Genomic DNA, 19,956 nt, shown 5'->3' with positions numbered 1-19,956 from the left:
GGCTAGCAGTGCGCTTTCGTTCGGTGCGTCGCGCCTGAGCGACCGCTGAATGCGTCTGCTGCGTTTCATTTTGTTCATGTATTGATGTGAGCGCTAGGTGGCGGATGAGCAAGCCTGCTTCGGAAGGGGTCGGTGAAATCCGGATTGAGCGTCCAATCATCAAGGGCGATGAAGACAGGCTTGATCGACGCGCCTTTGTCAGCCGCTTAGCTGACGCCTTGATCGATCGTGACCGTAAGCGTGCGCGCGGTGTCGTCGTGGGCCTCGTCGGCCCATGGGGCAGCGGCAAGTCATCGGTGCTCAATCTCCTCAGGGAGGAACTCGACACCAGGTCACCGAGGCCTGTCGTCGTTCGATTCGACCCCTGGTTGATCTCCGGACGTGACGATCTTGTCGTCAGCCTGATGGCGGAGATACATGCGGCTCTGGACATGGACCCAGCGCTCAAGAAAAAGGCCAAGCGCTTTCTCGATGCTGCTGCGCCTTACGCATCAGTTGTCGCGAAAGGTGCCAGCATTTTTCTGCCAGGTGCAGACGGTGCTGTTGACAGCGCACTTGATGCGGTGAGGGCCCGTCTAGGTGGATTGAAGGGCCTGCTTGATCGCAAGGCTGCCGTAATCGATGCGCTTGCACGGGTCTCGAAGCCAGTTGTCGTTCTGATCGACGAGATTGATCGCCTGCCAGACGATGAAATCCGAACGATCGCCCAACTTGTTCGTGCGGTGGCGGACTTCCCCCACGTCTCCTACGTTCTCGCTTATGACCAGCAGCGCGTTGAGGAGGCGCTCAGCAGCGGCGGCATAGGAGACGAGACCACAAGGCGCGAGCGCGGCCGACGATATCTGGAAAAGCTGGTTCACATGCCTCTTCCCCTGCCGATCTTGATGCCGGCGGAGTTGGCCGATTTGCTAGATGCCCAGGTCAGGGCAGTCCTTGATCAAAATGGGGTGAGCCCAGGACTCGTCGAAACCGAGCGGGCGAAGCAGCTCCGCACGCTTCTCGTGGAAGGAATTCTTACAACGCCGCGCGATATCCATCGTGTGGCTGGCACGTTTCGTGTGCTCCTGGGCATGGTCGGCGACGAGGTTAACACGCTGGATACTCTTGGCTTCGCAGCTCTCCATACGAAGTTTCCGGAGCTCGCCGATGTCGTTCGGAGAACCCCTGGATCGTTCGCGATGACGTTGACCGACACGCGTAGCATCAAGCTTCATCTAGCCCTCCGCCGCGAGCGCGATGAGGAACTCCGGTGGGCGGCTCGTTTCGGCACAACATCTGTTGATCCGAGTTCGAAACCGCTGCTCCTGTTTTTGTGGCCCGATCTCGACCCGGATTCGCTACGGGGATCCGGGGATATCGATAACAGTGTCCAAGACTGGCGGCCCCTGCAAACGCTCCTCCGGCTGGGCTTGCCGCCAGGCACCATTTCGGGCGCCGAAACACGAGTGCTCCTGACGTCCTCACGAACCGAGGTGAAGGAACTCCTCGAGCAGGCAGTCGCTGACGGCAAGATCTTGGATCTGATCCAACGCGCAAGCGAAGCATATCCGTTCCTAGATCATCCGGCACCCGAGTTCTGGTTTGGGCTCGCAGAATGGGTGCGGCGTCCCGCATCCGACTGGACGCCGGAGCTCTCCGCAAAGCGGACGGTAATTGACATCGTACTCGGAGGCACAATCGGCGCTAGGAACATCATTTCGCAACGTATTCGACGCGTTCCTGCCGATCGTGGTTCGCTCGCGCGCTTGCTTTCTGACCTTGTTGAGAAGCGTGATCCCCACATCGCACCTTTCTGGCTGCAGAGCCACAGCCTGGGTAGCGGGCTATTTGGTCAGCCTGCGCGGGATGACTTGGTTGTGACGCAGGTGATATCGGGCGAAGAAACCTTGGAACTGCTGAGGCAACAGGCCTCATGGGCGCCTTCTGCGTTCAAAAACAGCGAGCTGTTCCTGGAGCTGCACAACGGCGTTATCCTGCATCAGTTGGTCGAGATCGGCGCCTGGGACCAAGCATGCCGAGACAGGCTGCAGCAACTGGTAGAGACGCCAACAGGGATCGATCAATTTGGACTTGTATTCTTCGGCGGCGGCTACATCACCGGCCGAGAATCTCTCAAGCCTCTGCTGGATGTAGAACGCCTGACTGAACGTGTGAAAGAGCGGCTTGCAGAACTACGGGCGCCCGACGACGCCCGAGTGCCAGTCCAGGCGGCACTAACTAAATTCCTGGAGCGGGGTGCGTAATCTGACTCGCTGGGCTGCCGCCTGTTGCTGAGTGCTTGCCTCGGGCCCAGCCCTCTCCCCTGAGGGGAGAGGGTTGGGTGAGGGGGGGAACGCGGCTGCCCCTCAGCAGAAATGCGCGCCGCGGGTCTCGACCATCACGGTGTACAGGCTCTGGCTCGCGGTCATGAACAGGCGGTTGCGCCGCGCCCCGCCGAAGCACACGTTCGAGCAGATCTCGGGCAGCCTGATCTGGCCGATGCGCTCGCCGTTCGGGGCGAAGATGTGCACGCCGTCATAGCCATCGCCAACCCAGCCGGCGGATGACCAGACGTTGCCGTCCTCGTCGACGCGGATGCCGTCGGCGAAGCCGGCCTTTCCGTCGAGCGTCATGTCGGCGAATTGGCGTGGATTCTGAACGCGGCCGCCCTCCACCACGTCGTACTGCCAGATGATGTTCTTCGCGGCCTCGTAATGGCTTTTCCCGGTATCGGCGACGTAGAGGCGGCGATAGTCGGGGCTGAAGGCAAGCCCGTTCGGCTTGAACGGCTCGTCGGCCACCTTGGTCACGCGGCCGGTCTGGCCGTCGATGCGCCACACCGCCTCCTTCTGGAACGGGCGCGGGCTCTCGGCGGATTGCCGCACCCGCTCGCCCTCATAGTCCATCAGCGCGCCATAGCCAGGGTCGGTGAACCAGATCGATCCGTCCGCCGGCAGCACCACGCCATCGTTCGGCGCGTTGAACGGTCCGTCCGGCGAACGGTCGGCCAGCACCGTCATCCCGCCATGCGGCTCGTAGCGCACGACGTCGCGGTTGAAGTGGCGGAAGGCGATCTGCCGCCCCTCCCGGTCGAAGGTGTTGCCGTTGGAAAAGCCCGAGGGTGAGCGGAAGCGGCGGCTCACCTTCATGTCCTCCTCGGTCAGCCTGAGCGCCTCGTTGGCCGGGATGTCCGACCAGACGAGAAACCGCCCCGTCGCATGCCAGGCAGGCCCCTCGGCCCAGCCCATGCCGGTGTGGACGCGCTGGATCGCGGTGTTGCCGAGCTTGGCGCGGAAGCGCTTGGGGTCGATCGTGACGATGTCGGGGTCTGGGTAGCGGGTCGGCGGCGCATCGGCGCCGAAGTTTCGCTGCGCCGCGGCGGGGCCGGCGACGAGGCCGGCGGCGGCGAGGGTTGCGGCTGACAGGATGGCGCGCCGCGAGGCGGCGGGTGCGATGTTGTTCATGTGTTTCTCTCCCATGGGGCTGCCGGCGCCCGGCTCGACCTGCCCGGCTGGAAGGCTGCCACAGCTTTCGGTGGCATGGCGGTAACGTTCTGCGCGCGGATGGGTCTCGTGACCCCTCTTGTGGAATGCCCCCAACTCGCGCGAGGGTAACACCAAGCGCTGCGAAGGCGCCGCGTTCGGCATCACGGGAGGTTTCGCATGGCACGGGTCGCACTTGTCACGGGGGGAACGCGCGGCATCGGCGCCGGCATCTCGCGCGCGCTGATGGCGCAGGGGCGCACCGTCGTCGCCTCCTATGCCGGCAATGACGAGGCCGCGTCCGCCTTTGCCGCGGAAACCGGCTGCAAGGTCTACAAGTTCGACGCCGCCGATTTCGAGGCGTGCAAGGCGGCGGTCGCGAAGATCGAGGCTGAGGTCGGGCCGATCGAGATCCTCGTCAATAACGCCGGCATCACGCGTGACGGCACCATCAAGCGCATGTCGCGCGAGATGTGGGATGCCGTGATCGATACCAACCTCGGCTCCTGCTACAACCTGTGCAAGCTGGTGTGGGACGGGATGAGCGGGCGCAAGTTCGGCCGCATCGTCAATATCGGCTCGATCAACGGCCAGGCGGGGCAGTACGGCCAGGTGAACTACGCCGCCGCCAAGTCCGGCATCCACGGCTTCACCAAGGCCCTGGCGCAGGAAGGTGCCCGCGGCGGCATCACCGTCAATGCCATCGCGCCCGGCTACATCGACACTGACATGGTGCGCGCCGTGCCGCCCGACGTGCTCGAGAAGATCGTCGCCAAGATCCCCGTCGGCCGCCTTGGTACGGTGGACGACATCGCCCGTGGCGTCGCGTTCCTGACGGCCGACGACGCGACCTTCGTCACCGGCTCGACGCTCTCGATCAACGGCGGCCAGCACATGTACTGACGCTGCCGCCTGCCATGCGCCGCAGCCCGCGATTGTAGCTCACCGTCACGCGGGTGTATCGTTCCTTGAACGTATGGAGGGGGCAGCGGCATGGCAACGACGGGCGTCTACTTCGCGACCAACCGTGAGGAGATGATGGCGGGCGAAGCCGTCGTCGGCTTCGGCACCGCGCTGAACTCGAAATCGCCGCTCTGGCTCCGCTACGGCGCGGCGGGGATGGAGAAGGCGAAGAAGGGCAACCCCTACCGCGTCGCCGATCTCTTCGTGGCGCCCGAGAACATCCCGAACACGCCCGGCGCCGATGACGGCGACGCGAGGCTGCGCGGCAGCGATGCCGTGTACGAGGGGCTGCGGAAGCAGCTCGTCGCGCAGAAGGGCCGCGCCGACGTCGTGCTGATGCTGCACGGCTATGCCTGCGATTTCGAGAACGCCTTGTCGAACGCGGCCGAGGTCAAGCTCGGCCTGTCGACGGCCACCAAGCCGCTCGAAGTCGCGATGTTCTCCTGGCCGGCCGATGGCGCGATCGTCCCGTTCATCAGCTACGCCTCGGATCGAGACGATGCGCGCTCATCCGCCAAGGCCATCGCGCGCGCGCTGCAACGCTTCCTCGGCTACCTCGCCGAGCTCGAGCGGAAGGTGCGCGCCGGCGAGATGAAGCCGGAGGAGCTCTGCCGCGCCAACATCCACCTCATCGCGCATTCGATGGGCGCCTACGCGCTGCGCAACGCGCTGCAGGCGCTGATCTCCGACTATGGCGGCCGCACCATGCCGCGCGTGTTCAAGACCATCTTCCTGATGGCGGCCGACGAGGACAACGACGCGTTCGAGCACGACACCAAGCTCGCCCGCCTGCCCGAGCTCGCCGAGCAGGTCTGCGTCTACTTCGCGCGCAACGATGGCGCCCTCGTCATCAGCGATGTCTCGAAGGGCAACCCGGACAGGCTCGGGGCGACGGGGCCGCGCACGCTCACCTCCCTGCCACAGAAGGTAACGCTGATCGACTGCACCGAGGTCTCGGTCACGCGGCCGCTGACGGATGCGAACCACCAGTACTACCGCAAGCGCGCCGAGGTGCAGGCGGACATGCGCCAGGTGATCGCCGGCGTGCGGCCGGAGGCGATCGCCAACCGGGAATGGGTTCCCGCGCGCACCTGCTTCCGCATCAAGGCCGCCCGCAGGTAGCACGCTTGCGGCGCGCCACGCCGCGTGCTGCGCTCACCGCTCCATCAGCACAGGAGCGCCAGATGCCGAAACTCGTCCAGTACGCCGATGCACCGGCGGAGGTGCGCGCCGTCTATGACGAGATCAAGGCCGCACGTGGCATCCCCGATGTCACGAATTTCTGGAAGGCCATCGCCAACCACCCGCCGACGCTGCGGCGCACGTGGGACTCGCTCCGCGACGTGATGGGCCCCGGCGCGCTCGACCCGCTGACGAAGGAGCTGCTCTACCTCGCCGTCTCCGCCGCCAATGGCTGCGAGTACTGCACCGCGAGCCACACCGCCTCGGCACGGTCGAAGGGCATGACGCGCGAGATGCTGGGCGAGGTCATCGCCATCGTCGGCATGGCGGCGGAGACGAACCGCCTGGCCGAGACCTGGCGCGTGCCGCTGGACAAGTTCTACGAACAGCTGCCGTAGCGCCGGCGCGCAAGCGCGAGGGCCACGAGGCCGATGCCCAGGAGGGAGAGGGCCGCTGGCTCCGGGACGCGAACAACCTCGAGCGTGAAGCCGTAGCCGGCCGAAGCGAACTGCCCGATCGTCAACGCGCCTCCGATTGCCGTCTCCTGAATGCCATACAGCCCCGAAGGCAGCGGCATGTTGGTGCTGAACACGTCATGGCCGGCTGGCGGGAACCGGACAGCCGCCTCGCCGATCCCACCTGACGCGGTATCTTCGGTCAGTGTGCTGTCGAGCAGCAGGAATATGATGTGCTCGACGAGTCCAGTGCTCCCAGGCAACTGCCTGATGTCCAAGCCGATGTGGGAAAGTGCCGCACCAAATGGGATGGTGAAGGCAAAGGCATCCCTGTCCCCGCTGTCGGGAGCGCCCGGCGGGTCGAAGGCCCAGCGCACGGTTCCGGACACGCGGTTTGTCCCGATCCCGAGCTGCAGGATCGGGGCGACGAGCGCCTTCTCCGGCAGGTCGCCGTCAATCGCCTCGTCGAAGACGATCGGCGCTGCCACGGTCGGGCCCGGAAAGGCGCCGGAGAATGCGCCAGAGAGCGTGGCAATGGCCAGCCCGGTGGCGATGCTGATTGCGCGCTGTCCCATGGCAAGGTTCCTTCCTGCTCGTCGCGGCTCCTTCCTTATTATATTCGATGATTCGAAAATTACCACGCGAATCCCTGCGTCACGGTGATCTGGTGCATCAGCCTCGGGTTGCCCGGGCGTTGGCGAGGATCGCGGAAGGGGGTGGCTACACCCGCCGTGGCGCGAGCGCGTCCCAGGCGGCCAGTGCTTCCGTCGCGGTGCGGTGGCCGATATCGGGGTGGCCGGTGCTGCGCTGCATCCGCACCGGCTCGTTCGGCACGTGCCCGGACAGCCAGCGCTGGCCCAGCCGCTCGATGATCGCGACCTCGGATTGCAGCACCGCATCCATGTCGAGCTTCGCGAGCACCGCGTGCGGCGGGTCGACCGTCGCCGGCCCCGGCATCGGGTTCAGCCGCACCACCGGACCATCGGTGATGGCATCGCGCGGGTTGGTCGGCAGTGTGCCGCCAAGCATCACGTGCGCGTGGAAGGGCGCGCCGTTCGCCGGCTCCTTCAGGATCGCGCGCAGCATGACGCCGACCTCGGCGCCGAGGCGGCGAAGCCTCAGGCCCATGTCGTCGCTCTGCCCCGGCAGGCCCTTGTCGGGTGAGAGCACGTTCGCCGTCCCGAGCGAGAGCAGCGCGATCTCATCCGCCCGCCAGCCATAGGCCAGCGCCTCGACCACCGCCACGGCAGCGGGGCAGTTCCAGCCGGCGATCGCGCCATCCCAGAAATTGCCCGCGCCCGTGCGCGCCACGTCATCGAAATAGAGCACGGGTGCGTTGGAGGAGGCGTGGATCGCCTCGGCCAGCGTCACCGAGGGGCGGCGCGGTGCATCGGCCGGTTCGATCGCCGCGGCAGGGGCGCTGAGGTCGGAGCGGAACAGGATGCCCTTCTCCGCCTCCACCGCGTAGGCGGCGATGATGACATGCGGCAGCCGTCGCCCGCGATTGCCGGTGCGCGAGGCCACCTCCGGCAACGCCATGTCGGTCGGCCCGAGGATCCCGCGAAGCCCATCGAGCTTGCCCTGGGCGCGATAGCGCGCGGGCCAGGTGCCGCCGGCGGCGAAGATCTGCCGCCTGCGCGCCTCGTCACGGAAGAGGGTCATCAGCTCCGACAGCGGCAGGTCCATCAGCAGGCCGCCGAGCACCAGCGAACCGCCGGAGTTGGAGGCGACGAGATCGAACTCGGCCAGCACGTCATGGCCTCGCGTCGCAGCGCCATAGGCCTGGATCAGCGACCAGACCTCGAGCATCGCCCAGGCGCCGCCGCCATCGAGGGAGAGGATTCGGTGCCGTGCCATCGTTCTTGTTCCTTTCCCGGATCGGTGCAGGATCGTTATCGCAATCCTGCGCCTGCTGACGCTTCGCGCGCAACCGCCGGCATGGCCCGACGCCGCCATGGGTGATAGGGCTCGCGCATGAGGATGGCGCCGCCACAGATGATGGATGCCAGGGCCGCGCTGATGCTCGGCACGCTGGCCTGCCTCTGGGGCGGCACCTATCTTTTCGTCGGCGTCGCGGTCCGTGAAGTGACGCCGATCACACTGGTGCTGACGCGGCTCGTGATCGCCTCCGCCATCCTCCATGGCGTCAGGCTCGCGGCTGGCGTGGCGTTGCCGGCCTCGCTCTGGCCGCGGCTCCTGGTGATGGCGCTGGTCAACAACGCCATTCCGTTCTGCCTGATCTTCTGGGCGCAGACGCGCATCCCCGTCGGGCTCGCCTCGATCCTCAATGCCGCGACCCCCGTGTTCGGCGTGATCGTGGCGCATCTCGCGCGCCAGGAGCAGTTGACGGGAAACCGCATCGCCGGCGTGCTCGCCGGGTTCGCGGGCGTGGCCGTGCTGATCGGCCCGTCCGCGTTCGCCGGGCGCGGCGACTGGCTGGCCGAAGGCGCCTGCCTGCTCGCTGCTTTCTCCTATGGCATCTCGGGCGCCTATGCGCGCGCGGCACTCGGCGGCATCCCCCCGCTGGCACTCGCGGCGGGGCAGCTCACGGCGGCGATCGCGCTCGTCGCACCCGTCGCACTCATCGCCGAGGCGCCGTGGACGATGCCCTTTCCCTCGCCCCCCGTGCTTGGCGCCGTGCTGGCCCTCTCGGTGTTCTCCACCGCGCTCGCCTACATCCTGTTCTTCAACATCCTTGCCCGGGCGGGGGCGACGAACCTGCTGCTCGCCACCTTCCTGATCCCGATCGTCGCGGTGCTGCTGGGTGTCGTGCTGCTCGGCGAGGTGCTGCTCGCGCGCCACCTTGCGGGCTTCGCGCTGGTCGCACTCGGGCTTGCGGCGATCGACGGGAGGCTGCTTCGCCGCGCTTGACGGAAAGCCCCGTGCAGGCGAGACGCACGCCATGTCGTCCACCGCCCGCGCGCCAACCACTCGGGCAACCGCCATCGGCACGGTGGCCGTGGCCCTCTGGTCATCGCTTGCCGTCCTCACCGTGCTTGCCGGCGCGATCCCGCCCTTGCAGACGGTGGCGATGACCTTCGCGATCGGCGGCCTCGTCGGCGTCATCGCGCGTCGTGCGGCTGGGCGTCGCGACCCGCTCGTGGTGCCGCCTGGCGCCTGGGTGCTCTCGGTCGCGGGGCTGTTCGGCTATCACGCGCTCTACTTCGCCGCCTTCGCGCTCGCCCCCGCGGTCGAGGTGAACCTCGTCAACTATCTCTGGCCGCTGCTGATCGTGCTGCTGGCGGGGCTGGTCGGCGGCCAGCGGCTTGGCGCGCGGCACATCGCTGGCGCTTGTCTCGGCCTTGCCGGATCGGCGCTCGCGATCGGCGCTGGCGCCGGGTTCGCGGCTGAGCATCTCGCGGGCTATCTCTGCGCGCTGGCCGCTGCCTTCACCTGGGCGATCTACTCCGTGCTGAACCGCCGCTTCGGCGCGGTGCCGTCGGATGCCGTCGCCGGGTTCTGCCTCGCCACCGCGGCCCTCGCGGTGCCCGCTCACCTGCTGTTCGAGACGAGCGTGATGCCCGATGCGCGCGGCTTCGCGCTCATCCTCGCGATGGGGCTCGGGCCCGTCGGCCTCGCCTTCTACGCGTGGGACCACGGCACCAAGCATGGCGACCTTCGCCTGCTCGGCGTGCTTTCGTACCTCACGCCAGTGCTGTCGACGCTGTGGCTCGTGCTCGCGGGCCGCGCCCCGTTCGGGATCACGCTCGCGCTCGCTTGTACGCTCGTCACTGTTGGCGCGGTGCTGGCCTCGCGCGGTCGAAGCTGACGGCAGCACCCGTCTCGACGCGCAGCACGGCCTGCTGGCCGAACCGCTCGGCATAGGCCACCGCGATCGCTTCCGCCGCGGCCCGCCGGCCTGGCGGGTGCAGCACGACGACGAGAACCGTCGGCTCCCGCACGCCTTCGCCCGTCGCCGTGTCACGCCAATGCCCGGTGGCGTCGAGCAGCGTGAACCCATCGGGGAAGCGCGGCACCACCTCCTCGGCGACGAAGCGGGCCAGTGCTGCATCATCGACCGTCCCGCCACCCGGGATGGCGCGACCGAGATAAAGCGTGGTCTGCACGAAGGCCGGCGCGGCGCAGGCGGAGAGGGTGAGCGCACCAGCAAGCGCCACCCTCCGCCCGATCATCATCGCTTCCGTGGCACAGGCCGCCAGTCGGGCGGGGCGAGCTCGAAGCCAGCGAAGCTGAACGCGGGGCTCACGGTGCAGCCGACGAGCGTCCACCGCCCGAGGCTCGCCGCCGTCTGCCACCAACCGGACGGAACGATCCGCTGCGGCAACTGCCTCGCACCAAGGTCGGGGCCGAGGAGCTGCGCCTCGGCATCATGCCCGTCTGGCGAGAGGGTGAGCACGAGTGGCCCGCCGGCGTGCCAGTGCCAGAGCTCGGCGGCATTGACGCGGTGCCAGTGCGAATGCTGCTCGGCACTCAGCAGGAACAGGATCGCCGTGCCCGCACCACGCGACCCATCGGCCGGCGCGTCACGCCAGGTCTCACGATACCACCCGCCCTCCGGGTGTGGCGCGAGGCCGAGGGCCGAGACGACATCCTCCGCCCGCAGCGACGGGTCCCGAAGGTCCATCGCCCTCAGCCGACCGGAACGGTCTCCGCCAGCGCACGGTGCCTGGCGACGCTCTCGTACCAGGTGGTGAGCTTCGGATGGCCATCGCGCCACGCATCGGCGGCGAAGCGGAAATCGAGATAGCCGAGGGCGCAGGCCACGGTGAGCGTGCCGAGCGTCAGCGGCCCGGAGAGGGCATCGACCTCGCGCTCGATCAGGTCGAGCGCGCGGGCAACGGCTGCGGTCTGGCGCAGCATCACGCCGTCACGCGCCTCCTCCTTCGGCCGCTGGCTCTCGCCGCGCCGGCCGACGGCTGCATCCATGATGCCATCGCCGATCGCCTGCTGGCGCAGCGCGGCCAGCCGCGCGGGGCCGGCTGCGGGCAGCAGCGGTGCCGCATCGCCGATCGTGTCGAGGTATTCGCAGATCACCGGGCTGTCGAAATACGCCACGCCATCCTCGCCGAGCAGCGCGGGCACCTTCGACAGCGGGTTCATGGCAAGAAGCTCCGCCGGCGAGACGTGCGGGTTCATCGGCACCTTCTCGATCCGCCCCTCGATGCCGCGCGCGATCGCGCACGCCATGACCTTCCGCACATAGGGGCTCGCAGGCGAGTAGGAGAGCTTCATCACCGGTGGCGTTTCCTTGTTGCTTGGCGCGGGGTTGATTGGCGCGGATGGCTAGCGGAAGTCATCCTTCGCGGCGCGCAGCTTGGCGAGCGTCGCGACGTCGGGGGCGCGGAGGAAGGGGTTGGCGGCCATCTCGTCGCCCAGCAGGGCGGGCAGCGTCGGCACGCCAGCGGCGCGATCGGCCTCGACCTCCGCCATGCGTGCCTTCAGCGCCGCGTTGCCAGGATCGACCGAGAGCGCGAAGCGGCCGTTGGACAGCGTGTACTCGTGCCCGCAGGCAACCCGCGTGTCGGGCGGCAGCACCGCGAACCGACGGAGCGAGGCATACATCTCCTCCGCCGTGCCCTCGAGCAGCCGGCCGCAGCCGAGGCTGAACAGCGTGTCGCCGCAGAGCAGCAGCGCATCGCCGGCGAAGTAGAAGGAGATGTGCCCGCGCGTATGGCCTGGCGTGTCGATCACCACAGCCGTCGCGTTCCCGACGGCAATCCGATCACCGTCCTTCAACCCACGGTCGAGGCCGGGCAGGCGGTGCGAATCGGCGGCGGGGCCCAGCACGGCGGCGCCATGGGCCGCCTTCAACGCCGCGACACCGGCGACATGGTCGCCGTGGTGGTGGGTGATCAGGATGAGGTCGAGCCCGTGGCCGCGGGCGGCGAGGACCTTCTCCACCGGTTCCGCCTCGCCTGGATCGACGATGGCGACGGTGCCGGTGGCGGGGTCCCGCAGCAGCCAGGCGTAGTTGTCGGACAGGCAGGGGATGGCGGTGAGTTCGAGCGCTTGCATGAACGATCAGTAGCACCGGCAGGGCGGGCGGCCAACGTCGTGCTAGTATGACATTCATGCATGTGACCGGACACGAGATCGACCAGCTCGGGCGCTTCTACGCCACCCCCCTCGGCCAGATGGCGACGCGAACGTTGCGGGCGAGGCTGTCCGCCCTCTGGCCGCTCGCCCCGGGCGCGTCCCTGCTCGGCCTTGGCTACGCGATGCCCTATCTCCGCATCTGGCGCGATGCCAATGACCGTACGGCAGCCTGCACCTACGCCGGCATGGGCGCTGCGCGCTGGCCGCGCCACCGCCCGGGCCTCGCCACCGTGGCGGAGGAGGACAGGCTGCCCTTCCCCGACCTCAGCTTTGACCGCGTGCTGATGATCCACGCCCTCGAACATGCCGAGAACGCGCGGCGGGCGCTGCGCGAGGCCTGGCGCGTGCTGAAGGACGATGGGCACCTGCTGATCGTCGCCCCCTCCCGCACCGGCTGGTGGGCCTATGCCGAGAGCACGCCGTTCGGCCATGGCCACCCCTATTCGCCGGGCCAGCTCAACCGCCTGCTCGGCTCCGTCATGCTGCGGGTGGTGCGCCACGATGTCGGGCTGTTCTGCCCGCCGCTGCCCTGGCGCGGGCTGATCCGCGGCGCCGGCGCGTGGGAGCGTGCGGGCCGCCGCTTCGCCCCCCGGCTTGGCGGCGTCGTCATCATCGAGGCGACCAAGGACATGTATGCGGCCATCCCGGCTGGCGAGGGAGTTCCCGCCCGTCGCATGGTCGTCGGCGCCGAGGGCTGACAGCAACAGCAGGTGTGATACATCAGGTGGTGGGAACTGGGGAGAAACGCCTGATGAGGGATGCACCAACGCGGCGCAAGCAGCCGCACGAGCTGCGCAGCCACCGCTGGTTCGGCGTCGATGACCTGCGCAGCTTCGGCCATCGCTCGCGGCTGTTGCAGATGGGCCTGTCGGAGGAGGATTTCCGCGGCCGCCCCGTGATCGGCATCATCAACACGTGGTCGGAGCTCAGCCCCTGCCACATCCACTTCCGCACCCGGGCGGAGGAGGTCAAGCGCGGCGTGCTGCAGGCCGGTGGATTTCCGGTGGAGCTTCCCGCCCACCCGGTGACCGAACAGTACATGAAGCCGAGCTCGATGCTTTATCGCAACCTTCTCGCGATGGAGACGGAAGAACTCGCGCGCAGCCAGCCGTGTGACGGCCTCGTGCTGCTCGGCGGCTGCGACAAGACCCCGCCTGCCCTCGTGATGGGGGCCATCAGCGCGGGGCTTCCCTTCGCCTTCGTTCCCGCCGGCCCGATGCTGCGCGGCGCCTGGCGCGGCAACACCCTCGGCTCAGGCTCCGACGTGTGGAAATACCATGCCGAGCTGCGTGCTGGAAACATCACGCCGGCGCAATGGAAGGACATGGAGGGCGGCATCGCGCGGAGCTTCGGCACGTGCATGACGGCCGGCACGGCAGCGACGATGATGCTCGCGGTCGAGGCGCTGGGCTTCACGCTGCCTGGCGCCTCCTCCATCCCCGCCGCCGATGCGGCCCACCCGCGCATGGCGACCGCGACGGGGCGGCGGATCGTCGAGATGGTGTGGGAGGACCTGACGCCCGCGCGCCTGCTCACCCAGGGCAGCATCGACAATGCGGTGGCAGCGGCCATGGCCTTCGGCGGCTCGACCAACGCCATTCCGCACCTCATCGCGATGGCCAGGCGCGCAGGGCTCGTTCTTGACCTGGAACGGTTCGACGCGATCGCCCGCCGCGTTCCGCTCATCGCCGACCTGCGCCCCAACGGCGATACGTTCCTGATGGAGGATTTCCATTACGCCGGCGGATCGCGCGCCTTCCTCGGCCGCATCGCGCCGTTCCTCGACCTCGCCGCGAGGACGATCACGGGATCGACGCTCGGCGATGACATCGCCGGCGCCGAGGTGTTCGACGACCGCGTCATCCGCCCGCTCGACAACCCGCTCCAGCCGGAAAGCGGCATGGCGATGCTGCGCGGTTCCCTCGCGCCGAACGGGGCGGTGATCAAGACCGCCGCGGCCGACCCGGCGCTGCTTGTGCACACCGGCCCGGCGGTGGTGTTCGAGAACTACGCCGACCTCAAGAAGCGGCTGGACGATCCCGCACTCGACGTGACGGCCGCGAGCGTTCTCGTGCTGAAACAGGGCGGGCCGAGGGGCGCGCCGGGGTTCCCGGAGTGGGGCATGCTGCCGCTGCCGAAGAAGCTGCTCGAGAAAGGCGTGCGCGACATGGTGCGCATTTCCGATGCGCGGATGTCGGGCACGAGCTACGGCACCTGCGTGCTGCACGTGGCCCCCGAAAGCGCCGTCGGCGGCCCGCTTGCGCTGGTGCGCGACGGCGACCTGATCAGCCTCGACGTGCCGAACCGCCGCCTCGACCTGCTGGTGGACGATGCGGAGATGGAACGACGCCGTGCGGCCTGGCAGCCGGCGCCGCCACGCTATGCGCGCGGGTGGACGAAGCTCTACATCGACAACGTGACGCAGGCCGACGAGGGCTGCGACGTGCGGTTCCTGGAAGGGACGGAGGCGACGCCCGAGCCGGATATCTACTGAGAGACCATTCGTGAGCTCTACTGCCCCAAAGAGCTCTCTTGGGGCCGTCTGGCTGCGGGTCGCTGCGCTTCCGGTGCTCACGGCCCATCAGGCCGCTCCGCTCCGGTTCTCGCGACCCTTGCCATCCGACTCACGGCAGCGACCTCCCGAACGGTCTCTCCGCGCGCTTGGTCTGCGCGCTTAGGCCGCCCCGTCTCCGGCGTAGGGGTTGGTCCGCCGCTCTATGCCGAAGCTTGAGCCTGGGCCGTGGCCGCAGAGGAAGGCGATGTCATCGCCCAACGGGAACAGCCTGGTGCGGATGGCGGTGACGAGCGCGCGCCCGTCGCCATAGGGGAAGTCGGTGCGGCCGACCGAGCCGCGGAACAGCACGTCACCCACGATCGCCACTTTGCCGGGCGCATCGACGAACACCATGTGCCCCGGCGTGTGGCCCGGGCAGTGGATGACGGCGAATGGCCTGCCGGCGATCGTCACCGTCTCGCCGTCGGTGAGCCAGCGGTCGGGCGTGACGGCCTCGGCGTCGAGGATGCCGAAGCGCGGGCCTGAGTTCGGCAGGTCATCGAGCAGGAACTTGTCCTCGATCCCGGGCCCGACGATGGGCACGCCGCCGAGCAGGCGCTTGAGCAGCGACGCGCCCGACGCATGGTCGATATGCCCGTGGGTGAGCAGGATGTGGGCCACCTTCACCTGGTGCTCGGCGACGCGCTCGGCGATCCACTCGGCATCGCCGCCTGGGTCGATGACGGCACCTTCCATGGTCTCGCTGTCCCAGAGGAGCGCGCAGTTCTGTTGGAGCGGCGTGACGGGGATGATGGCGGCTTTGAGCGACATGCGGGGGCCGATAGCATAGGCCGCGTGGCAGCGCGACAGTCGCGTGCTGCGCTTACGGGCTCCCGTTGCGCCTTGTCGCCGCATCCAGCCCCTCGACGATGCGTTCCTGCGCCTCGGCTTGGTCCTGCCGGTCGGCCTGCTCGGTCTCGTGGCGCCCGGCGTCCTCGGGGGTGTATTTCAGGTCGACCAGCACCGGGAAATGATCCGACCCCGTGCGCGGCAGGCGCCGCAGCCCCACGAGCGTGAAGCCCGCGCCGTGGAACACATGGTCGAGCGGCCAGCGCAGCAGCGGGTATCCGGCGTGGAACGTGTTGAACAACCCGCGCCCGCGCCGCGGGTCGAGCATGCCGCTCAGCCGCTGGAACAGCCGCGTCGTGTCGGACCAGGCGACGTCGTTCAGGTCGCCGGCGACGATGGTGCACGCCGCGTGCGGCTTCACCTGGCGCCCGACCATCAGGATCTCGGCGTCGCGCGGCTCGGCATCCTGCTGCGGCAGCGGGGGGCGCGGATGCAGCCCGTGGAACACGATCACGTCGCCCGAGCGCAGGCGCACGCCGGCCCGCACCGAGGGAATGTCCGGCTCGACGAGGAACTCCAACTGGGGCGCGATGAGGCCGAGCCTGGAGAACAGGTGCAGCCCGTACTCGTTCTCGAGCGGGTGACGGATGGCGTGGGCGTAGGCGCCGTCGAGGCCGCGCAGGGCCTCGTCCCACCACGCGTCGGTTTCGAGCAGGAGGATCACGTCGGGGCTTTGGGCGTGCACGAGGTCGAGGAACGCGCGCGCCTCGCGGTTCTGCATCAGCACGTTCCAGATCAGGATTCGGATCGTGCGCCCGTCATCGCCCGGCGTGGCGGGCAGCACCTGGCGGGGCGCGATGGGCGTGTAGGGCCAGATGCGCGAGAGTTGGTAGCCGAGGGCTGCGATGAGCGCGAGCGCGAAGCCGATGTCGGCGATGCTGGAGCTGCTTGCATAGGGGGCAAAGGCGGCGAGCGTGAGCACCAGCCCGACCGCGATCTGCGCGCGCGGAAAATCCGCCGCGCGGATCCACCACCGCGCGCTGCGCACCCGCGACAGCGCGGTGACGGCGACGAGGGCGAGGCCGATGATGAGCACGGCGAGCGTCATGATGCGCCCAGTGTGGTGGCGCGGGGGCGCCGACGCCAGCCACCCTTGCCGCACCGCGCCCATGGCAGCCGCCCCTCGCAATCCCCGGCCTTGCAATCCCCGGCCTTGCAATCCCCGGCCTTGCAATCCCCCGGCCCCGGGCGTATCACCCTTCCATCACACATCTTCCACGCTGATGGGGGGTGGCCTTCGCGGGCCGCCTTTTTTGCTTTGGCCGAGGCCGAGACGACAGACCTGTCCGACACACTGCCGCGCCACGAGGGCGTCGAGGCGCGCGTGCTGGCGCTCATCGCGCCCGCGATCCTCGCCATGGGCTACGAGATCGTGCGCGTGCGCCTGTCGGGCAAGGAACGCCCCACGCTCCAGGTCATGGCCGACAGGGCGGACGAGGCCCCCATCTCCGTCGACGATTGCGAGGCGATCAGCCGGTCCGTCTCGGCCATCCTCGATGTCGAGGACCCGATCAAGGCGGCCTACCAGCTCGAGGTCAGCTCCCCCGGCATCGACAGGCCGTTGACGCGCGCGAAGGACTGGGCCCGCTGGGCCGGCCACCTCGCCCGCGTCGAGATGGCCATCCCGCAGGACGGGCGGAAGCGCTTCACCGGCACCGTGCTCGGCCTTGAGGGGCGGGCCGGCAAGCTCAGGCTCGATGACGGCGCCGAGGTCGCGCTGCCGCTCGACGCCATTCGCTCCGCCCGCCTCGTGCTCACCGATGCGCTGATCGAGGCCGCGCGGCCCGGTCAGCCGAAGAACTGATCCCAACACCAGAAGAAGACGACGAGGACAGCCCCCATGGACATCGCCATCGCCAGGCCAGAGCTTCTCCAGGTCGCCGATGCCGTCGCGCGCGAGAAGTCGATCGACCGTGACGAGGTGCTCGAGGCGATGGAGCAGGCCATCCAGAAGGCAGGCCGCGCCAAGTACGGCCACGAGAAGGACATCCGCGCGATCATCGATCGGAAAACCGGCGAGGTGAAGCTCTCGCGCTGGACCGAGGTGGTCGAGACCGTGGAGAACGAGGCGACGCAGATGCCGCTCACCCTCGCCCAGAAGGTGAAGCCTGGCACCACCGTCGGCGAGTTCATCATCGACCCGCTGCCGCCGATCGATTTCGGCCGGATCGCGGCGCAGACCGCCAAGCAGGTGATCGTGCAGCGCGTGCGCGAGTATGAGCGCAAGCGCCAGTTCAACGAGTACAAGGACCGCGTCGGCGAGATCGTCAACGGCATCGTCAAGCGCACCGAGTACGGCAACCTCATGGTCGATCTCGGCCGGGCGGAGGCGCTGCTGCGCCGCGACGAGCTGATCCCGCGCGAGAGCTTCCGCAACGGCGACCGTGTGCGCGCCTACATCTATGACGTGCGCGAGGAGATGCGCGGGCCCCAGATATTCCTGTCGCGCACCCACCCGAACTTCGTCGCGCGCCTGTTCGCGCAGGAAGTGCCCGAGATCTATGACGGCATCATCGAGATCAAGGCGGTCGCGCGCGACCCCGGCTCGCGCGCGAAAATGGCCGTGCTGAGCCATGACAGCTCGATCGACCCCGTCGGTGCCTGCGTCGGCATGCGTGGTTCGCGCGTGCAGGCCGTGGTGCAGGAGATCCAGGGCGAGAAGATCGACATCATCCCCTGGTCGTCCGACCCGGCCACCTTCGTGGTGAACGCGCTCGCCCCGGCCGAGGTGAGCAAGGTGGTGCTCGACGAGGACGGCAGGCGCATCGAGGTGGTGGTGCCCGATGACCAGCTCTCGCTCGCCATTGGCCGGCGCGGCCAGAACGTGCGGCTCGCCAGCCAGCTGACGCGCTGGGACATTGACATCATGACCGAGGCGGAGGAGAGCGAGCGGCGCCAGGACGAATTCCGCCGGCGGTCCGCGCTGTTCGTCGAGGCGCTCGATGTCGATGACGTGATCGCGGGCCTGCTCGTGACGGAAGGCTTCACCACGATCGAGGAGATGGTGCTCGTGCCGCATGACGAGCTCGCCGAGATCGAGGGCTTCGACGAGGCGATCGCTGCCGAGCTGAAGCGCCGCGCCGAGGCCTTCATCACCGACCGCGACGCGCGGCTGACCGCGCAGTTCCAGGAGCTTGGCGTGAGCGAGGAGATCGCGGGCATCGAGACGTTCAACCCCGCCATGCTGGTCAAGCTTGGCGAGAAGGGCGTGAAGTCGCTCGACGACCTGGCCGACCTTGCGTCCGACGAGCTGATCGAGATCCTCGGGCCCGACTCGCTCGACGAGGAAACGGCCAACGCCGTGATCATGGCCGCGCGCGCGCACTGGTTCGAGGGCGAAGGCGAGGCGGCGGCACCGGCGGATGACGCCGCGGCTGACGATACGCCGGCTGATGCTGAGACGAAGGCACGCGAGGAGGGCTGAGGCCACGCAGCCGATGCTGAACGCGGCGATGGTCGAGGTGGCGGGACCCGACGACGGCGATGTCGGCGGGCCACTGCGCCGTTGCCTTGTCACCCGCATGGTCCAGCCGAAGGAAGCGATGATCCGCTTCGTCCTCGGACCTGACGGCACGGTGGTGCCTGACCTTGGCGCACGGCTGCCCGGCCGGGGAATGTGGTTGAGCGCCAAGGCCGCTGTGCTAGAAGAGGCGCGCGCCAAGCGGCTGTTCTCGCGCGCTGCGAAGGCCGAGGCGCGGGTGCCTGATGGTCTTGCGGCCGCGATCGTTGCGGGGCTCGAGCGTCGGGTGGCCGATACGCTGGGGCTGGCGCGCCGCGCGGGCCAGGCCGTCGGCGGCTTCGTCAAGGCCCGCGAATGGGTTGCAGGCGGCCGTGCTGCGTTGGTCGTGATGGCGCAGGACGGTGCGGCCGATGGGCGGCGCAAGCTTTTGGCCGGATCGTCCGTGCCGGCCGTGGCACCGCTCGATGCGGCGGCACTTGGGGCTGCCTTTGGGCGCGAGCATGTCGTGCATGTGGCGCTCGCGCCTGGTCGGCTCGCCGAGGCCGTCAAGGTCGAAGCGGCCCGGCTTGCTGGAATGCGCGGCAATGATGCCGCGGCCGGCCCCGGGGGCAACAGCACCCACGCCGGCGTGACTGATGAACCGAATGACGCTTCCTGAGGCTTCTGGCCTCAGGATTTCTGGACAGGACCGGCTGAACGCATGAGCGATACCAACGAGCAGGATGCGGCCAAGGGCAGGCTCAGCTTGAGCCGGGGGCGGCTTGAGCTCGGCAAGACTGTCGATGGCGGCTCCGTTCGCCAGAGCTTCAGCCATGGCCGAAGCAAGGTGGTCCAGGTCGAGGTGGTGAAGAAGCGGGTGCTCACGCCCCCGCCGGCCCCTCCCGCCCCCGTTGCCCCGGTTGTCCGGGCGGCACCGACGCCCCCGCCAGCCGCAGCGCCCCCCGCTGCCGGCGCGGCGTCACCGCCGTCGACGCA

21 protein-coding genes are annotated in these 19,956 nt (G+C 68.5%); 12 read left to right on the top strand and 9 right to left on the bottom strand.

What is annotated here, in order from left to right:
• Positions 1 to 104 precede the first annotated feature (104 nt).
• Positions 105 to 2,243, top strand: coding sequence for a P-loop NTPase fold protein (locus Q0C38_RS19925; protein WP_291298882.1), 2,139 nt, complete (start codon positions 105 to 107; stop codon positions 2,241 to 2,243).
• Between the two features lie 102 nt (positions 2,244 to 2,345).
• Here the strand turns inward: Q0C38_RS19925 and Q0C38_RS19920 are convergent, their stop codons facing one another.
• Positions 2,346 to 3,443 carry an SMP-30/gluconolactonase/LRE family protein gene (locus tag Q0C38_RS19920; protein WP_291298881.1) on the bottom strand — a complete coding sequence of 366 codons (1,098 nt, stop codon included), beginning with the start codon at positions 3,441 to 3,443 and terminating at the stop codon, positions 2,346 to 2,348.
• Between the two features lie 198 nt (positions 3,444 to 3,641).
• Between Q0C38_RS19920 and phbB the strand changes: the two genes are divergently transcribed.
• The 3 genes from phbB (at position 3,642) to Q0C38_RS19905 (ending at position 6,004) form a co-directional block, all read left to right on the top strand.
• Positions 3,642 to 4,364, top strand: a complete 723-nt coding sequence (phbB, locus tag Q0C38_RS19915) for an acetoacetyl-CoA reductase (protein ID WP_291298880.1) — start codon at positions 3,642 to 3,644, stop codon at positions 4,362 to 4,364.
• A gap of 90 nt (positions 4,365 to 4,454) precedes the next feature.
• The gene (locus Q0C38_RS19910; protein ID WP_291298879.1) at positions 4,455 to 5,546 is read left to right on the top strand and encodes an alpha/beta hydrolase; all 1,092 of its coding nucleotides are present in this window, start codon (positions 4,455 to 4,457) and stop codon (positions 5,544 to 5,546) included.
• 62 nt (positions 5,547 to 5,608) lie between these two features.
• Complete coding sequence (locus Q0C38_RS19905; protein WP_291298878.1) at positions 5,609 to 6,004, top strand: carboxymuconolactone decarboxylase family protein; 396 nt, start codon at positions 5,609 to 5,611, stop codon at positions 6,002 to 6,004.
• On the opposite strand, the gene Q0C38_RS19900 is transcribed toward Q0C38_RS19905, so the two are convergent.
• Positions 5,986 to 6,636: a PEP-CTERM sorting domain-containing protein gene (locus Q0C38_RS19900; RefSeq protein WP_291298877.1), complete on the bottom strand. Its 651-nt coding sequence runs from the start codon at positions 6,634 to 6,636 to the stop codon at positions 5,986 to 5,988. The two genes, Q0C38_RS19905 and Q0C38_RS19900, sit on opposite strands and share 19 nt — an antisense overlap.
• A 145-nt stretch (positions 6,637 to 6,781) precedes the next feature.
• The gene (locus Q0C38_RS19895) at positions 6,782 to 7,918 is read right to left on the bottom strand and encodes a patatin-like phospholipase family protein (RefSeq protein WP_291298876.1); all 1,137 of its coding nucleotides are present in this window, start codon (positions 7,916 to 7,918) and stop codon (positions 6,782 to 6,784) included.
• Positions 7,919 to 8,035: 117 nt separating this feature from the next.
• Here Q0C38_RS19895 and Q0C38_RS19890 point away from each other — a divergent pair, with 117 nt between their 5' ends.
• Together Q0C38_RS19890 and Q0C38_RS19885 are read left to right on the top strand one after the other, a co-directional pair.
• Positions 8,036 to 8,932, top strand: coding sequence for a DMT family transporter (locus tag Q0C38_RS19890; RefSeq protein ID WP_291298875.1), 897 nt, complete (start codon positions 8,036 to 8,038; stop codon positions 8,930 to 8,932).
• 31 nt (positions 8,933 to 8,963) lie between these two features.
• Positions 8,964 to 9,830, top strand: coding sequence for a DMT family transporter (locus tag Q0C38_RS19885; RefSeq protein ID WP_291298874.1), 867 nt, complete (start codon positions 8,964 to 8,966; stop codon positions 9,828 to 9,830).
• Here Q0C38_RS19885 and Q0C38_RS19880 read toward each other — a convergent pair.
• From Q0C38_RS19880 to gloB, 4 genes are read right to left on the bottom strand one after another with little or no spacing between them, the layout of a single operon-like run.
• Positions 9,790 to 10,194, bottom strand: coding sequence for a DUF3574 domain-containing protein (locus tag Q0C38_RS19880; protein ID WP_291298873.1), 405 nt, complete (start codon positions 10,192 to 10,194; stop codon positions 9,790 to 9,792). The genes Q0C38_RS19885 and Q0C38_RS19880 overlap by 41 nt on opposite strands.
• Positions 10,194 to 10,646, bottom strand: a complete 453-nt coding sequence (locus Q0C38_RS19875; RefSeq protein WP_291298872.1) for a cupin domain-containing protein — start codon at positions 10,644 to 10,646, stop codon at positions 10,194 to 10,196. Before Q0C38_RS19875 ends, Q0C38_RS19880 begins: the two co-directional genes overlap by 1 nt.
• 5 nt (positions 10,647 to 10,651) lie before the next feature.
• Positions 10,652 to 11,254 (bottom strand): glutathione S-transferase N-terminal domain-containing protein, encoded by a 603-nt coding sequence (locus Q0C38_RS19870; protein ID WP_291298899.1) that lies wholly within the window; start codon positions 11,252 to 11,254, stop codon positions 10,652 to 10,654.
• 51 nt (positions 11,255 to 11,305) lie between these two features.
• Entirely contained in the window at positions 11,306 to 12,037 is a 732-nt protein-coding gene (gene gloB / locus Q0C38_RS19865; RefSeq protein WP_291298871.1) for a hydroxyacylglutathione hydrolase, read from the bottom strand.
• 56 nt (positions 12,038 to 12,093) lie between these two features.
• On the opposite strand from gloB, the gene Q0C38_RS19860 reads away from it, so the two are divergent.
• Both Q0C38_RS19860 and araD read left to right on the top strand, forming a co-directional pair.
• Entirely contained in the window at positions 12,094 to 12,816 is a 723-nt protein-coding gene (locus tag Q0C38_RS19860) for a class I SAM-dependent methyltransferase (protein WP_291298870.1), read from the top strand.
• A gap of 53 nt (positions 12,817 to 12,869) precedes the next feature.
• Positions 12,870 to 14,612 (top strand): L-arabinonate dehydratase, encoded by a 1,743-nt coding sequence (araD, locus tag Q0C38_RS19855; protein WP_291298869.1) that lies wholly within the window; start codon positions 12,870 to 12,872, stop codon positions 14,610 to 14,612.
• A 180-nt stretch (positions 14,613 to 14,792) separates the two neighbouring features.
• Here the strand turns inward: araD and Q0C38_RS19850 are convergent, their stop codons facing one another.
• Both Q0C38_RS19850 and Q0C38_RS19845 read right to left on the bottom strand, forming a co-directional pair.
• A complete protein-coding gene (locus Q0C38_RS19850) occupies positions 14,793 to 15,443 on the bottom strand; it encodes an MBL fold metallo-hydrolase (RefSeq protein WP_291298868.1) in 651 nt (216 codons plus the stop codon).
• A 52-nt stretch (positions 15,444 to 15,495) separates the two neighbouring features.
• Complete coding sequence (locus tag Q0C38_RS19845) at positions 15,496 to 16,569, bottom strand: endonuclease/exonuclease/phosphatase family protein (RefSeq protein ID WP_291298867.1); 1,074 nt, start codon at positions 16,567 to 16,569, stop codon at positions 15,496 to 15,498.
• Positions 16,570 to 16,779: 210 nt separating this feature from the next.
• On the opposite strand from Q0C38_RS19845, the gene rimP reads away from it, so the two are divergent.
• From rimP to Q0C38_RS19825, 4 genes are all read left to right on the top strand, one after another.
• The gene (gene rimP, locus Q0C38_RS19840; RefSeq protein WP_291298866.1) at positions 16,780 to 17,325 is read left to right on the top strand and encodes a ribosome maturation factor RimP; all 546 of its coding nucleotides are present in this window, start codon (positions 16,780 to 16,782) and stop codon (positions 17,323 to 17,325) included.
• A gap of 36 nt (positions 17,326 to 17,361) precedes the next feature.
• Entirely contained in the window at positions 17,362 to 18,945 is a 1,584-nt protein-coding gene (gene nusA, locus Q0C38_RS19835; protein WP_291298865.1) for a transcription termination factor NusA, read from the top strand.
• Positions 18,946 to 18,958: 13 nt separating this feature from the next.
• A complete protein-coding gene (locus tag Q0C38_RS19830) occupies positions 18,959 to 19,639 on the top strand; it encodes an RNA-binding protein (RefSeq protein ID WP_291298864.1) in 681 nt (226 codons plus the stop codon).
• A 42-nt stretch (positions 19,640 to 19,681) separates the two neighbouring features.
• A partial coding sequence (locus Q0C38_RS19825; RefSeq protein WP_291298863.1) for a translation initiation factor IF-2 associated domain-containing protein occupies positions 19,682 to 19,956 on the top strand: 275 nt, incomplete at its 3' end.

Origin of the sequence: Elioraea sp. (genome assembly GCF_022842375.1) — a bacterium.
Lineage (GTDB): Bacteria > Pseudomonadota > Alphaproteobacteria > Acetobacterales > Acetobacteraceae > Elioraea_A.
The sequence above is the reverse complement of the archived record's forward strand: the minus strand, read 5'-3'. Positions and strand labels throughout refer to the sequence as shown.

Coding starts and splice junctions, on each gene's coding strand:
- Q0C38_RS19925 (WP_291298882.1), top strand. CDS start 105: ATGAGCAAGCCTGCTTCGGAAGGGGTCGGTGAAATCCGGATTGAGCGT.
- Q0C38_RS19920 (WP_291298881.1), bottom strand. CDS start 3,443: ATGAACAACATCGCACCCGCCGCCTCGCGGCGCGCCATCCTGTCAGCC.
- phbB (WP_291298880.1), top strand. CDS start 3,642: ATGGCACGGGTCGCACTTGTCACGGGGGGAACGCGCGGCATCGGCGCC.
- Q0C38_RS19910 (WP_291298879.1), top strand. CDS start 4,455: ATGGCAACGACGGGCGTCTACTTCGCGACCAACCGTGAGGAGATGATG.
- Q0C38_RS19905 (WP_291298878.1), top strand. CDS start 5,609: ATGCCGAAACTCGTCCAGTACGCCGATGCACCGGCGGAGGTGCGCGCC.
- Q0C38_RS19900 (WP_291298877.1), bottom strand. CDS start 6,636: ATGGGACAGCGCGCAATCAGCATCGCCACCGGGCTGGCCATTGCCACG.
- Q0C38_RS19895 (WP_291298876.1), bottom strand. CDS start 7,918: ATGGCACGGCACCGAATCCTCTCCCTCGATGGCGGCGGCGCCTGGGCG.
- Q0C38_RS19890 (WP_291298875.1), top strand. CDS start 8,036: ATGAGGATGGCGCCGCCACAGATGATGGATGCCAGGGCCGCGCTGATG.
- Q0C38_RS19885 (WP_291298874.1), top strand. CDS start 8,964: ATGTCGTCCACCGCCCGCGCGCCAACCACTCGGGCAACCGCCATCGGC.
- Q0C38_RS19880 (WP_291298873.1), bottom strand. CDS start 10,194: ATGATCGGGCGGAGGGTGGCGCTTGCTGGTGCGCTCACCCTCTCCGCC.
- Q0C38_RS19875 (WP_291298872.1), bottom strand. CDS start 10,646: ATGGACCTTCGGGACCCGTCGCTGCGGGCGGAGGATGTCGTCTCGGCC.
- Q0C38_RS19870 (WP_291298899.1), bottom strand. CDS start 11,254: ATGAAGCTCTCCTACTCGCCTGCGAGCCCCTATGTGCGGAAGGTCATG.
- gloB (WP_291298871.1), bottom strand. CDS start 12,037: ATGCAAGCGCTCGAACTCACCGCCATCCCCTGCCTGTCCGACAACTAC.
- Q0C38_RS19860 (WP_291298870.1), top strand. CDS start 12,094: ATGCATGTGACCGGACACGAGATCGACCAGCTCGGGCGCTTCTACGCC.
- araD (WP_291298869.1), top strand. CDS start 12,870: ATGAGGGATGCACCAACGCGGCGCAAGCAGCCGCACGAGCTGCGCAGC.
- Q0C38_RS19850 (WP_291298868.1), bottom strand. CDS start 15,443: ATGTCGCTCAAAGCCGCCATCATCCCCGTCACGCCGCTCCAACAGAAC.
- Q0C38_RS19845 (WP_291298867.1), bottom strand. CDS start 16,569: ATGACGCTCGCCGTGCTCATCATCGGCCTCGCCCTCGTCGCCGTCACC.
- nusA (WP_291298865.1), top strand. CDS start 17,362: ATGGACATCGCCATCGCCAGGCCAGAGCTTCTCCAGGTCGCCGATGCC.
- Q0C38_RS19830 (WP_291298864.1), top strand. CDS start 18,959: ATGCTGAACGCGGCGATGGTCGAGGTGGCGGGACCCGACGACGGCGAT.